The organism is Streptomyces sp. P9-2 (assembly GCF_051903975.1).
In the GTDB taxonomy this organism is placed as follows: Bacteria; Actinomycetota; Actinomycetes; order Streptomycetales; family Streptomycetaceae; genus Streptomyces; species Streptomyces cellulosae.
Genome location: NZ_CP192633.1, coordinates 6,998,842 through 7,012,953 on the forward strand (window position 1 = coordinate 6,998,842; position 14,112 = coordinate 7,012,953).

Annotated in this window: 7 protein-coding genes and 2 pseudogenes; 5 read left to right on the top strand and 4 right to left on the bottom strand. The window is 69.8% G+C overall.

The genetic code is table 11. The features are described 5' to 3' along the window. Positions 1-174 precede the first annotated feature (174 nt). The 4 genes from ACQY0Z_RS31710 to ACQY0Z_RS31725 are packed head-to-tail and all read right to left on the bottom strand — an operon-like array spanning position 175 to position 8,640. A complete protein-coding gene (locus ACQY0Z_RS31710; RefSeq protein WP_439813210.1) occupies positions 175-1,446 on the bottom strand; it encodes a TIGR02679 family protein in 1,272 nt (423 codons plus the stop codon). Continuing rightward, positions 1,443-5,681, bottom strand: coding sequence for a TIGR02680 family protein (locus tag ACQY0Z_RS31715; RefSeq protein WP_439813211.1), 4,239 nt, complete (start codon positions 5,679-5,681; stop codon positions 1,443-1,445). Before ACQY0Z_RS31715 ends, ACQY0Z_RS31710 begins: the two co-directional genes overlap by 4 nt. Then, positions 5,678-7,003, bottom strand: coding sequence for a TIGR02678 family protein (locus ACQY0Z_RS31720; protein ID WP_439813212.1), 1,326 nt, complete (start codon positions 7,001-7,003; stop codon positions 5,678-5,680). The genes ACQY0Z_RS31715 and ACQY0Z_RS31720 overlap by 4 nt, the downstream gene beginning before the upstream one ends. Then, positions 7,000-8,640 (bottom strand): TIGR02677 family protein, encoded by a 1,641-nt coding sequence (locus tag ACQY0Z_RS31725; protein WP_439813213.1) that lies wholly within the window; start codon positions 8,638-8,640, stop codon positions 7,000-7,002. The genes ACQY0Z_RS31720 and ACQY0Z_RS31725 overlap by 4 nt, the downstream gene beginning before the upstream one ends. Before the next feature lie 173 nt (positions 8,641-8,813). On the opposite strand from ACQY0Z_RS31725, the pseudogene ACQY0Z_RS31730 reads away from it, so the two are divergent. The 5 genes and pseudogenes from ACQY0Z_RS31730 to ACQY0Z_RS31750 form a co-directional block, all read left to right on the top strand. Further along, a pseudogene (locus ACQY0Z_RS31730) lies at positions 8,814-9,162 on the top strand (transposase); the annotation flags it as partial. 97 nt (positions 9,163-9,259) lie between these two features. Beyond that, positions 9,260-9,529, top strand: a complete 270-nt coding sequence (locus ACQY0Z_RS31735) for a hypothetical protein (protein ID WP_439813395.1) — start codon at positions 9,260-9,262, stop codon at positions 9,527-9,529. 668 nt (positions 9,530-10,197) lie between these two features. After that, positions 10,198-12,378: a hypothetical protein gene (locus ACQY0Z_RS31740; RefSeq protein ID WP_439813214.1), complete on the top strand. Its 2,181-nt coding sequence runs from the start codon at positions 10,198-10,200 to the stop codon at positions 12,376-12,378. A gap of 380 nt (positions 12,379-12,758) precedes the next feature. Further along, positions 12,759-13,061 (top strand): hypothetical protein, encoded by a 303-nt coding sequence (locus ACQY0Z_RS31745; protein ID WP_439813215.1) that lies wholly within the window; start codon positions 12,759-12,761, stop codon positions 13,059-13,061. Next, positions 13,058-13,461: pseudogene (locus tag ACQY0Z_RS31750) on the top strand (hypothetical protein). Before ACQY0Z_RS31745 ends, ACQY0Z_RS31750 begins: the two are co-directional and overlap by 4 nt. Positions 13,462-14,112 lie beyond the last annotated feature (651 nt).

Consider the following 14,112-nt stretch of genomic DNA (forward strand, 5'->3'; position numbering starts at 1 on the left):
ACGAGCAGCAGGCCCACGGGGCGGGCAGGGGCACCAGGAGGGTCGGACGCTGCAAGCGGGGCAGGGCCTTCCGCTCGGACCAGGGGGGGGCGGCGTCTGGTGATGGGGGTAGTTCCCACGCCGTTCAGCAGAGTCACCATGTCAGGAGCAACCCCCGCAGGCGCGGGCACGACTCTATGCCTGGCGCGACAGGTCGCCCACCAAGAGATCGAGTGTGACCTCCTCGTGGAGCGCGACGCCGAGGGCGGTCATGGCAGGAGCGAGGCCCGGGTCCCAGGCCGCGCTGACGGGGTGGCCGTCGAGCGGCAGCTGAGGAATTCCATCGGCCTGACTGCGAGCGGCCAGATGCTCGTAGTCCTCGGAGCCCATGCGCCATGGCTGGGCTCCGTAACGGCGGATGATCCGGTTCGCCAGAGCGATGCCCGGCCAGTCGAAGTCGCCGTGGTACGCGAAACGGCAGCCGGTGGCGGCGAGGGCGTCGAGGAGTGCGAGGACCACCGTGGCAGCGCTGCCGGAGGTGCATACCAGGGCATGGACGCAGGCAGCGTCCGCCGCAGCCTCTACTACGCGTGGGTTCTCACAGATGCGGATCACCGTCCCGGCAGGTAGTTGCAGCTGCAGGTCGTGCAGGTCCCGGGAGGTGAGGTGGGCTTCGGCGTGATGGTCGGCCCGCTGCCTCAGGGCCTGCTCCCGCCAGCCCGCGCCGACGGGCCGCAGCCCGTAGGTCAGCACTGTGCTGGAGACCTCGTCCGGTGTGACGGACACCAGACGCCACAGGGCGCGCCGGCCGGCCGCGTCGCCGGGGAACTCGGTGCTGTGGGCGAGGGCGATGCCACGTTGGACGAGGCGTGCGAGCCAGGTGCCGTCGTCCAGGCCGTGTGCGGATCCGGTCGCCAGGGCGGCGAGTTCGCCTCGGCCTCGGGTGCCGCCCCGCTCCGGGCCGAGCAGCACGGTGAGGAGCTGGACAGCCTGCTGAAGCGTTCGTATCGCCGTTTCAGGTGGTACTCCTCTCGGTACGCCGGTACGGCGCAGCAGGTCGTACCATTGGCCAGTCCACTCCTGGCCGGCGAGCGGAGAGGCGTCCAGCGCCGAGGCGAGCGACGACCAGACGTGCTCGCGCCGTGCCGCGATACCCGCGCGGACGGCACGGCGGTCGGTGAGCGGAGGGCCGAGTTCCGCCAAGACGTTCCTGAGCCCGAGTCCGGCCGCGGAGGCGCGCAACCGCGTGTCGAGCGCATCGAGGTGCACAGTCACGACAGCACCCGTGACGGGCTTGCCCAGAAGGAGCGACAGGTCGTTGCGTTCCTGGGTGCTCACCGAGGTCAGTCGGAGGGAACCGGTGGCCTGCACACCATTGCTTTCCAGGCGCTTGCGTACCGCTTTCCAGAGCCTGGCCAGCCCGGGACCGGCCAGCCAGTCCCGTGTCGCCGCGGGCAGCTTGCTCATACGGACACCAGACGCCGGTGCCGACCGTTCCAGGTGTAGTGCAGGGTGGCCACCCCGCGCACGTGCGGATCGCGGAGGCACTCGTAGATGTGCAGGGACGGCACCTCCGGCCAGTTGCCCATGAGTCGTTCGCTGGTGAGGACGAAGTCGAGATCGAGATCGACGAGGATCCGTCCCAGCCTCCCGTGGGTGGGTTCGTCGACCTTGGCGAAGGCGTCGTCGAGCAGGATCAACCGCGGGGCGTGGGGTGCCGACTCGGCGAGGCTGGTGAAGTGGGCGGCGGCTGCGGCGAAGAGCACGAGGTAGGAGAGCACTCGCTGCTCGCCCTGGCTGAGCCCGGTGCGGCCGGTCAGTTTCCGCCGCCGTTTGGGAGCGGCGTCCTCGACCACGAAGGTGTGGAAGCGGAACCAGTCACGGTAGTCCAGCGCGGTCCGCAGGTGGGCGGCGTAACCGGCTGAGGGATCGGCCCGTCGGGCATCCTCGATCCGGCGTTGCAGCACCTCGCGGAGCTGCTCGGTCTGCTCACGTGCGCGCAGGCTCGACGGGCTGCGCAGCAGCTCCACGGCCGCCCGCACGTCCGCGTCGACGTCCTCGTCCAGCTTCCACAACAGCTCCACGCCGAGACCATGGGAGGTGCGCACGGTCCGCAGGGTGTTGTTGAGAGCCGCGACCAGGTTCGCTGCGGTGATGACCTGGACCGAGAGGTGGTCACCGAGCTCGCCGGTCAGGAACCGCTGGAACACCTCACGTTCGCGCTCGGTGAGCCGTCCCCGGGCCTCTGCCGCCTGGACGGCGATCCGCTCGCCCACGGCCGCGACATCGTGGGAACCGTGATCGTCGATCAGGCGGCATACCTTGATCCCGTCGCGTTCCTCCAGTTGCGCGTCGTAGCCGCCGGCCAGCTGATCGCGCAGATCGGTGTGCCGGTTGAGCAGGGTACTGTCCGACACCTCGCCTTTCGGACGGCCGAGCGCCTGCTGTACCGCGTCAGCCAGTGCCTGTAGCGCGCGCAGGCGGCTGCGGACGTCCGAGCCGGGATCGTCCACCACGTCCTCGGACAGTGCGGACCGGTCCAGCCCGGCGCCGCGCACCACCTCCGGTCGGCCGAGTGCGCCGCGAAGGGCGCCGCCGGTTGCGATGACCGCCGTCTCCTGGGCGGTCAGGTCCTCGCGCAGGCGCTTCTCCTCCTCTTCCGCGCGCACGCGCCGGTCGTGCAGATCGTTCCGGATACGTTGTGCCGCCGGGACGGCCTGGGCGGCGTGCGCAATGCGCTGTCTGGCTTCCTGCTCGCGGGTGAGGATCTCTTCTTCGGTCGCCCCGATGGCCTCCTCGCGGGTGCGCAGGTCCTGTTGCGCGGTGCGCAGCCCGGTGAGGCGGAGCCGGTAGTTCTCCTCCGCGGCCAGGCGTTCTTTTCGGGCGCGTTCGTATCGCTCGGCATCGGCGTGATGGGTGCCGAGCCGCTCGCCCGTGCTGCCGACCGCTCGGCGAAGATGCCCGATGCCGGTCAGCAGGGCAGCCAGCGCGGTGCGTACGCGTTCCAGCTCGGCGGGGTCGCTGCGCAGGTCGTGGGCGGAGGCGGTGGCATCCGCCTCGGCGCGGGCGGCTACGGCGAGGCCGCGAACCTCCTCGGCCAGCCGTGCCGCGCGGGTGGCCTTGGCGGTCAGGTCACGCAGTGTCCTCTTGTCCGACTCGGCTCTGCTCCAAGCATCGGCGAGACCGCGTGCCCGGGGGAAGTCCTGCTCCGCGAGCCTGAGGGCCCGGCGCCGGGCGTCGGCCTCGGTGAGTTCGTGACGGGCGTCGGCCAGCCGCTGCTCCGTCTGCGTGAGCCGCTGTTCCAGCTCGGCCAGGATGCGCTGTCGGGTCTCGGCGCGTACGGCGGCCCCCACGTACTCGGCGTCACTCTTGTGGTGCCGGCCGCTGAGGATCCCCAGACGCCAGCTTCCGTCGTAGGACACCGCGTCATGAGCGGTCGTTTCCTCGGCCGGTGCGAGCGCGATGGCGGCCAGCAGGTGTTCCACCTGCTCGGACGTGATCCCGCATCCCGGTTGCGGCGCTGGGCGCAAGGCCGAGGCGAGGGTCGGCCCGGCCGGCAGCGCGGGGCCGGGACGCAGCAAAGTGTCACGAGTGCCGGGATCGACAAGGGCGCCGTCCGCGCCGACCCACGCGTCCAGGATTCCGCTGGCTTCAAGCGCTGCTTCCAGACCGGCCCGATGTGCGGGGCTCAGATCATCCGTGAAGTCCACAAGCCGGTAGAACGGCGCTCCGGTGCCTGGTGTCCTTTCGGCGACGCGGTGGTGGGGGACCGGCGGCTCGGGATCCGTACGTCGCTCCCAGTCACGCTTGTGACGCGCCAGGCGGCCGAGTTCCTCATCGAGCCGGCCGACGGTGAGTGCGAGGGCGTCGCGGCGTCTGGTGAGTTCCTCGCTGTACGGCTCCAGTGCGGCATGGGCGGCCTGCCACGCCTGGCTGTCGGTGTCGGGCGGGAGCGTGCGGTCCGCGAACGGGGCGTCGGCGGAGCTCTCGAGAGCGACCACTGCGTGGACGGCATCCAGCGGCGGGCAGTCGGACCCGACGGCGGCCCGCGTGCGGGTGACCCACTCGGCGACCTGGCGGGCATAGGCACCGCTCTCCTCGGCGACCTTCTCGCGGCCGGCGTCGAGACGGCCGGCGGCCTCTTCCGTCTCGCCCTCCAGCCGTTCCCGCTCGGTGTCGGCCTGCTCCGCCCGGCTTCGGGCCTTCTCGGCCTGCGCGGTGAGACGCGTCACCTCCTGGACCATCCGGGTCCGGTTCTTCACGACTGTCTCGGCGTCCTCCAGCTGACCCTGCCAGGACCGCAGTCCGTCCTGCACCGCCGCCGTGTCCACACGGACGGCCGACCGGTGCTGCACGATGTGCGTCTTTCCGTCCGGAGCGGTCAGCTCCGTCTCGCCGGCCTGGGAGCGGATCGTGCGGGGCAGGGCGACTGCCTCGCCGAGATGGCCGGTGGGAAGCCCGGCCTTTTCCGCCTGCGTCAGCAGTTCCCGGTGATCGGTGCCCAGTTCGGCGAGCCGGCTCCCGAGGCGGTCGACACCGTCGGCCAGGCGCTCGGCTGTGCCCTCCTCTGCGCCGTGTGCGTTGCTGAGGGCGGTGAAGGCGGACACGGCGGCGGTGTGCAGCGCCTCGACCGTGCTTCGGCGTTCCGACAGTTCGCGCAGACTGCGGTAGGCGTGGCTGGCGTGCAGGGCGGCGAGGTCGGTCCGGGCGGCTTCCTCCTCTTCGCGCAGGGTTTCCAGCCGGGCTTCTGACTCCTCCTCCTGCGTCCTCAGCTCGCTGGTCCGCTGCGCGGCGTCTCCGGCCGCCCGGCGTCGCTGCACGAGGACCTCCAGCTCCCGGCTCACCGCCTGCGCGCAGGCGCGCAGGACACCGGACAGGTAGCCGCGGTAACTGGTGAGGAAGGTGCGCAGTGCCGTATCGGTGCGTTCCAGGCGGCCGAGTTCGTCACGTACGGCGTCGAGGTCGTGGAGGTTGCGCGCGACCTTCTCGACCACGTCCTCGTCGAGTCCCGGCAAGGTCTCGCTCAGCAGGGAGGCCAGTCCACCGTGCTCGATGCGGTCCCCGACCGTGGGCCGCCGCAGCCGGTGGAGGAGCTGGGTGAGGTTGCGGTAGCGGGTCGCGTCGGTGATGCCGAACAGCTCCCGGGCCACCCGCGAGCGGTGGACGACCGCGCGGTCGGTGACGTTGTCGGAGCCGACGATCTCCTTGAGCCGGTCGACCGGCAGGGGCCTTCCGCCTTCAACCAGGTGCAGGTCCCCACCGACGCGCAGCGGCGTGACGAAGAACGTCGGCAGCGCCTTCTGTGTCGACTTCGAGGCGCGGATGGCGGCACCGAGGGTGAGGTGGCGATGGTCGCCGCCGTCGGTCGTGCCCCGGAACTCCACCCACAGGTAGCCGAGACGGTTGGTCTGCTCGAACCCGTCCAGCATCAGCCAGGCGAGAGTGGTCCGGCCGGTGCCCGTCGCGTCCAGTGCCCGTGAGTCGCCGTCCAGCAGATACGGGAGCAGCATTTCCAGGGCTTTGGACTTGCCCGCACCGTTCTTGCCGCGCAGGAGTAGCCGTCCGTCGCCGAAGACGAACTCCTGCTCGTCGTACTGCCACACGTTCTGGATGCCCGCCCGGTGCAGCCGGAAGCGGGTGCCGGCGGTCGTCGCAGGGCCGGAACGCGGCAGGGGAACGAGGCCACGCGCATCGGTGGTCACAGCGGCAACTCCTCCTGAACGTCAACGCCCTTGCCGACTGCGGTGGCCGGGCGCACAGTCACGTGGGTGGCGTAGCGTGCCGCCGCGGCCAGCAGCACCCAGCTGTCACCGCCAGGGCGTGCCCTGCGGACATCGGTCACGGTGCGCCCCTGCGGTGCCTCTTCGGCGTACCCCTCCGGCAGACCATCCCCCTCGGAGCGGAGCCGCCCGGTCCGGGCCATCAGCCGCATGCGCGCCAGCAGGTCCAGCACGGCCTCCCGCAGGGCGGGGATGTCCTTCAGGTAGCCGCGCTGCCAGTTGCTGCGCTGTCCGTACTCGGCGATCAATTCGGCCAGCAGCTCGTCCACGAGGCCGTCCGGGACAGCCACGCCGATGACGAGCGTCCCTCCGGTCGCCGGGTGCCCGGGCTCCTGCGGCCGAAGCCGCTCCACCAGCCGTTCCACCAGCAGCAGCGCGGCCTGCGCGACCGTGCCGGTGCCGGGCAGGTGCAGATCCGTCAGCTCCTCCTCTGGATCCACCAGCGCCACTCCCTCGGCGCGGATCTCCATCTCCAGGCCGAGAAGTTCGGAGAACGCCTGCGCTTCGCGGCGCTGCCGGGTGCGCAACCAGTCGCGTTCGGCGTCGGTCAACTCGTCGAGGTAGACGACGGGTGTCTCGACAAGCATCCGGCGCACATAGGTGCGAGGGCCGCCGAACCCCGGGTCCGCTGCCCGCCGGACCAGGTCGGCCCCGTCATGGGCCAGGGCGAGCGGGCCTGCGACGACGACGCGGGCCAGCTCGCGGTCCACTGTGATCAGGGCCTCTCCGCCCGCATCTTGCGCGAGAGCGGCCACATGGCCCTCGGTTTCGATGAGGACCCCCCATTCGACCAACTGGCGCAGGGCCGTTACCAAGGTCCGTTTCCCGGCTGCCCTGTCCGTCCCCTCCAGCTCGATCTCCGCGTCGGCCGCGGCGGCCCTGATGTCGGCCACCAGCTGTGACAGCAGAAGTTGTTCGGGGGCGGTCACCAGCACGGACAGGGCCAACGCGAGGCAAGCGTAGGTGTGCGGGGTGAAGGGGGTGCCGGTGGCGCGCTCCAGTCGGCGGCCCGCGCCTGCTCCCAGCCCCGCCTTGAACAGCCGGGCGTAGGAGCTGTCGACCAGCAGGCGGTAGCCGAGCACCTGCTGGAACCGCTTGCCCAGCCAGTCGGCATGCCTGCGGATCAGCGGGAAGAGGTCGGCGTGCGGGCCGTCCGAGGTGACCAGCGGGTGGGCGAGCAGCAGCCGGGCGGCGTTGCGGCGCTCGGCGGCCAGGGCGACGTCGTGTGTCGAGGGGAGGGTCATGACACACTCACCTCCGCATCGCTGTCGGGCACGTCGGAGGAGGCACGGCCGACGTCCAGCTCCAGGTCGTCCAGCAGCAGGTCGCCGTCGACCGAGTGCAAGACGCACCGGGTGCCCACCGTGCGTCGCACGGTGAGCCGGATCCCCAGCTCGGCGTCCTCGCTGTGCGCCTGGTCGAGGTCGTATTCCGTCGCGCCCGCCCCGTCCGTGTCGGCGCGACGCCTCAGCTGCGCGTTCCCGAGTGCGGTGGCCAGCAGCTCCAGGAGCAGACCGAGCGCTGCGGAGGTGAGACGCACCTCGGCGAACCGGCCCGAGGCGCTGCGCAGTTCGTCCGCCGCTGCTGCCCTGGCCGCCGCCCGCTCACGTGCGGCCTCCCGCAGCCGCCGCTTCTGTGCGGAGTGGTCCTCCACCGTGGCGGTCCGGCCCCGCTGGGCGCGGCTGCCCCTTTCCCGCAGGGCCACCGGCACCTCGACCACCGGCCCGGTCCACCAGCTCGTGTAGGCGGGCACCACCTCGTCGGTGGCCGGAGGTATGCCCAGATGGCGAGCGTCGTAGAGCCCGAAGGCGGCGACGGCGATGTCATGCGCGTCCTGCGGCGCCGCTTCCTCGAACCACCGGGCCAGCCGTAGTAGGTCCTTGCGCCGGGACATCTCCCCGGTGGCCGACCGCAGCATCCGCTTGGCGTTGGCCAGCAGCGACTGCAACGCGCGCAGGGTGGCGTCCCGCAGTTGATCGACCTGACTGCCCTGCCCGTCGGTGTCGCTGAACCAACCGCGCAGGCCCTCCCAGTCAGCGAACTCACGCCCACGGCTGCGCTGCACCCGCGTCTCCAGCCGGCCGTCCCTCCGCGGTGACAGCCCGGTGAGGCCCTGTGCGTGGGCGTCCAGCCGGGCCAGCAGACCCGGGACGTGCGGCCACAGCTTGTTCAGTGCCGCCGAGATCCGGGGCGCGCGGAACGCCACGTCTTCAGTGATCGCCTCGACGTAGTCGAGAAGCAGCTCCTTGAAGCCCTGGTACTCGGCGCTGTCCAGGTCGTACCGGGCCAGAACTTGGCCGAGGTAGGCGTAGAAGTCCCGGATGGAATCCGCGAACTCGGTGAACTGCACGAACAGCGTGCTGACCCGCTCCAGCCCACCCTGCGGTTCGATGCCGCCGGGCGCGGTCACGAGCTCGGCCAGCTCCCTGAGCCCGCGCTCCACCAGGGCGAGCAGCTCGTTGCTCACCTCGCGGGCCGCGTCCGCCTCGGCCAGGACCCCATCGGCGTCCCGCTGGATGCGCTCGCCCAGCTTCGACAGCTGGTAGCGAGCACGGGACCGCTGGTACTCGCTGATGCTGGACGCTTTCACGGTGTGACTGCTGCGCAGTAGGTTGCCCCACTTCACCAACTGTTCGAGCCGGACAGTGAGGGTGTCGGCGTCGAGCCCGGCGGCAGGGCCCCCGGCCTGCCGCAGCTTCGCCAGGACGTCCGAGACGGCCAGGTCCGCCAGCAGGGTCCCGCAGAAGACCCGCATGATCGCGAGGTGCTCCAGCCGCTCGGGCGCGCTGAGGTAGGTGTAGGCGTCCAGCCGGCGGCGAGCTTCGCTGTGGACATCCTGCGTTGCGGCGTTTTGCGCTGCGCCGGGTGCGGGTGCCTCCATCCTGCGAGGTTAACGCGTCGCATCCAGCCGTCGCCGTTGAGTGGCCGAAAACGCCACAGACGTGCGCCGGCATGCGGCCGTTCCCTCGACAGCGGCCTGCGCGGCAAGGGGGTGTGCCGCGCACGATCACGACAACCAGGACTGACAGCACGCAATGACAGGGGTCCTGACCAATTGTCCAGACGTGTGTGGTTCACCTGCTGCTCCGTTATGCCGCCCGTCAGGACTGGGACAAGGTCGCCAAGGCCCTCAAGCCCGTCTATACGGCGCCCAGCGAGGACGCGGCCACGGAGCGGTTCTTGGAGTTCCAGGAGTCCTGGGGCACCAAGTATCCGGCGATCGTGAAGCTGTGGTCGGACGCCTGGGCCGAGTTCGTGCCCTTCCTCTCTTTCGACGTCGAGATACGCAAGGTCATCTGCAGCACGACGGGAGGGCCGCAAGCGGTGGACCATGCGCTGGAAGGCACTCCTGAACGCCTTCCAGATCGCCTTCGAGGGCCGCCTGACCCCGAGCAACATCTGACACCTCAACAACCGAGATCAGCCGTTAAGTTGACACACCCGTCAGCCGCGCCGTCGACCACGCCCTCCTTCAACTGACAGCCGACCAGGGCCTGCATCTGCGCTACGCAGGCGACTTGGACACCGCTGGCTTCCACGTCGCCGCTACTGTGCAGCAGACCTACGGGGCTGAACTCGTCGCCATGAACGCAGACGTCGTCCATGCGGCAGGTGACTCACCCTCAGCTGTTCCTCTCGGTATCCTGCCGGCTGGTTGTGATCCCCAACTGGGAGCGGGGGGACATGTCCTTCACCAGGAACACGATGCCGTGCTCGCCCGTCCCTTCGCGTCGAAGCCATCAGGTCAGAGCATGTCTGCAAGATCGTAAAGGTCCGCGACGTGACAGGCTGGCCCTGGTCCGGTTGCACGGCCTTGACCAGCCGGGACGGACAGGAACCTGACGGAGAAGGGAACCGCAGCCGCAGAGCCGGTCGAGGACCTGGCCGCGATTCGAGGAGGAGCTGGCAGCCGCCGACCTCGAGGACTTCAGGAACGGAACAGATACGTAGCTGTCAAGGTCTTTGACGGGGTGCGACTGTCCCCGACCGCCGGGGGTCACCGGGTATCCGGAGGAAGTCCAGAAGCCCGCCAGAGTTGATCTTGAAGCCCTGACGGGGAGCGGAACTGTGTCACCGGCCGCAAGCTGCGGTGAGCACCCACGCGCTTTGGCCTGCTGACCACCGAGGAAGCCCATGATCGCATCATCGGCCTGAGCTGAAGCGGCGAAGTCGGCCGCCATCACCCTGGCGAAGGTTGTCCTCGAACTACTCGCTCCGCGCCGCATGCTGCTCTGCCAGACTTGAGGGCGTGCCGAAGAGTCGTGGCCGCCGCACATCGTGTGGCGGCAAACAGTCAGTCCGCCGTTCGCCAGGCCCTGTGCGGTTGTCGGACCGTGTGCTACGGCAGGCCCGAACACTGCGCCTTGAAGGCACAGATGTCCTTGCCGCGGAGGCGTGGGCGAGTGGCTGCCTGGGCGAGGCGTGGTCGGGCGCAGGGATGACCGAACGCGAACCGGAACTGGTGCTATGTCGTGAGGTGGCGGGACGGGCTTCGACGAAACCGTCCCCGTCCGGCGTTGCCGCCCTCGCCGCGCTTGAGCGAGTCGGCCCGCACGCCGGCCACGCCATGCTGCAGGAGACGATGGAGGTTCTGGCCGCATCGCAGCCGGTGCCGGCGTGGCATGCGGCCGGCCCGAACCGCCCGGTGGGGGCTTGGTGCGCGGTGGACGTGTGGGACAGCGAGCGGGTGCTGTTCATCGACTACGACGGCCCGGTCCCGCACACGCTGATGGCGCATATCGGCGAGGTCGGCGGCACGCTGGTGGACAAGCTGGCGCTGCTTACGCCACATGCGGCCCACGCCTGGGAGGGGATGCGGGGCGAGGACGAAGTGCCGATGCTGCTTGTCGAGCAGGACGCGGCCGAGGTACTCGCCGATCTTGCCGCGGCGCTGCGGTTGACGGACCTGACCTGGCCTCGCCCCGACGATGAGGAGGTCATCGCCCTGCGGGCACTGGCCTGGGCACGCTGCCGCGACCACCTGCCAGACTGGCCCGAGCACCAGCCGCTTGTACAGGGCGAGCGGGCCCGCGTGCTCGATGCGTTCGCACAGGTGGGTGCCCCTGCGGCGGAGGAAGCCGGCACCGCCCGGTCGCTGGCCGAGCTGTTCTTGGACTACGCGGGGAACTACCTCAGCCGCGGGCCGCTGTGCTGGAGCCCCGGCCAGATCGCCGTCTTCCTGGGGGACTGGCTGCCCCGCAAGACGGTACTCGATCAGGCACACCGCGCTCTTTTGCCCGCTGTCTTGAAGCGATGGGTGACCTTCGCGCTCACCGAACGCGGCGTCCCCACGCCGTGGATCGCTCCCGTCGTCGCCGCGGTGTCCAGGCACGGACCACGCCGTCCCCCCCAGGGGGGCTCGCGACAACCACCCCACAGCAAGAGCAGGCAGGAAGAAGCAGTAGTGGAACACGGTGATTCCCCCAGGGTGCTGCCCCGCATCGCCCGGCTGGTGGCACGCAGCGGGGACCTCAAGAGCGAGCTGGTGGCCTTCGCGCATACTCCGCGCTTCGCCCGGCGGTTGGACGCCCGGCTCGAGGAGGCAGCGGACCAGCTCGGCTTCCTGGATGAGGCGATGGCCGTCCAGACCATCGACCACTTCGTGCTGCAGCACCGGCTGGCGGACGGCTCGAGCGTTCTGGAGCGGTTTGTCGCTCAGCGGCGGCCTCCGCTGGACGAGGACGAGCGGGCGATGCTGCTCGGCTGGCGCGACGTGGTGGAGGCAGTCTTCGAAGTACAGGGCTCTCACGGGGATGCCGTCGTCCTGCACAACCTGCTCGATGACCTCGACTACCAGGTCCACTCCAACCTGGGACGGCGCGCCCTTGGCAAACTGAGCACAGGGATGTTCGTGGCCGGCCGGATCGTGCCCGTCCACCCCGACACCAACGCCTGGCTGGTCAGCGGCAACCTCACCACCTACCCACGCGGCGACGGACCGCAGCTGGCCCAGCTCGCCGTCCAGACGCTCACCGCCCATCCGCAGCTGCTGCGCCGCAATCCCCAGATGCTGCGCAAGGCGTGGGAGATGCAGGCCGAAGCCCGCGCCGACTTCATCGAGGTGTTCGGCACCGACCTGCTCGTCCTGGATGCCGGCGAGGCGCCCGAACGGATGCGGGAGTACCACCGATACCGGCAGGACAAGGCGCTGGCCGAACTCGACGACGAAACCGCCGCCAAGGCGATCAACCCCACGCCCTCTCTCGACGAACTCAGCAGTCTGCCCGAAGAACTCCGCGACGCGGACACCGTCGCCGTGATCTTCGACGAGACCGAAGGCCTGTGCTACTACGCCGACTTCGGCCACCTTGATGCGCTGTTCACCGATCCCGCCCTGGCCCGTGACCGCACCTACCTGAGCCGGCTCAGGCACTACCTGAACGACGACTCCGTCGCTCCGATGGTCATCCGCCGACTGGTCCAGCGGCATCCCGACAACGCCGACGCCGTCTTCCGTGAACTCCTGCGCAAGCCCACCTTCGCCTGGGAGCGCGATGGGGAGGAGCTGCTGCGCCGCCGCAAGGCGAAGCACTTCGCCAACGAGCCCTTGCCCAGCATCACCCCGGTCGGCGCCCGCCTCGCGGAACTCCTACGCAAGCAAGGGAAGAAGAGGCGATGAAGCCCTCAAAGCCCAGGGGTACCCGGCCGAGGATTTCGGTGACCTCACCTCGGCCACGCTCCGGCTCTGGCGCAACCACCACAAGGACACCCCCGGTGGACGCGAGGCCCTCGCGAAGATGCGTACGCTGCTCAGGCGGGAGTCGCGGCTGGCGAAGGGCCTGGCCGCCGAAGGACTGGCCCGCCCGGTCCCGAAAAAGGGCAAGCCGTCCAAGCAGTCTTACCGGCCGTCGAGCGCGACCAGGTGCTGCTGGCCGCCGAGCGGCAGTTCCGGGCCGCGCTGCTGCGGATCCGGGAGAACGGGTGACCTCTATGCCCAGTTTCGAAGGCGCTCTGACCACCCCGTAGGCCGCCGCCAAGTTCCTCGAACGCGATGGCCTCGTGCTCTTCGACAACCCGGACTCCTTTCTCATCTGCGCTTTCAAGCGCGACACTGCCCTGTGTGATCCGGACCCCGGAGCGAGGGCGCCGGACAAGTTCGCCTGCCAGCTCGGCTGCGGCAACGCAGTCCGTCCCGACAGCCACGCACGCGCGGCACGAGAGCATGCCGACCGGCTCGATGGGAAAGCAGCCAACGTGCCCCAGCCTCTGGGCAACCGGCTCCGCCGGACTGCCAACCGCTTCCGCGATCTCGCCGACGCCCACGACTCCGCTGCCCAGACCGCCGAGGAAGCCATCGCATGAACGAACAGCACCATGACGAACGGACCCGCATCCGCGCGGCCATCGACCGCCTCCTGGCCGGACAGCCCACCAGCTCCAATGGCAGCTTCACTGTTGTTGCGCTCGCCGCGGAAGCCGGTGTTCACCGCATGGCTCTGCAGAAGCGCCACGCCGACCTCAAGGAGGAGTTCTACGTGCGGGTCCGCGCGGAAACGCACCAGACCTCCGAAGTCGAAAAGCGGCTTCGCAAAGAGGTCGTCCGCCTGAAGGGAGCTCTTAAACTCCCGGGTCGCCGAGGCCGCATCCCGGCATCGAGCGGAGCGGATGGCCCTCGCGGCAGCCGTCCTCATCCTCCGGCAACCACAGCCAGGACCAGCCTGTCTCTGGCAACGTCATCCCGCTCCGCTCCTCAGGCGGCTAAAGAGAGAAGAAGGAGGCCGTCACGCGGTTACGCCGTGCTCCTTGAGCGGCCGGTAGATGAACCTGCGGCCGGCTGACGTCGCGTTGCCAAGAGGCCGGGGCGGCATCGAACTTGGGGACGTAGTCCTTGTGCCCGACTCGTCTCGGTGTCCTTCTGTTTGCTGACTGACCTGGGTCGGCGACGGCACGGGACGAGAATCCCACGAGCGACTATCTGAGAAAAATCCGAACCACCGAAGTGTGGGTCAGCACTCTGAGGGGACGCGCGCGTTGCGGCTTGCCACGACCGGCGCCGAGACCTCCTGCTCCATCCTTGTCAGCGGCGGCACCGTCGAGTGCAAGCTCATCGAACGCACCCCTTCTCGCGGCCGTCGGGTTCGTTCAAACGCTCGCGTCGGCATCCGTTTGAGGGGTCCGAGACGGATCGTGCGGCAGCCTCCCGGCCAGCTGCAGGATGATCACCTACGGCGCAGTGTGGCTCAGCTGGGGCCCGGTGGTCCCGCCTCTCGCTGCGGACTGCCATTGGCTGGATCCGGGGAAGGCGGTCGGCATTTCACTTCTCGAGTACGAGTTTGCCCGCCCGCCTTACGGGCGTCGGCCCGGAGGTGTCCTGGCTGCCTTTCTTGAGCCGGGGCCACCGGGGGCCGGAGAC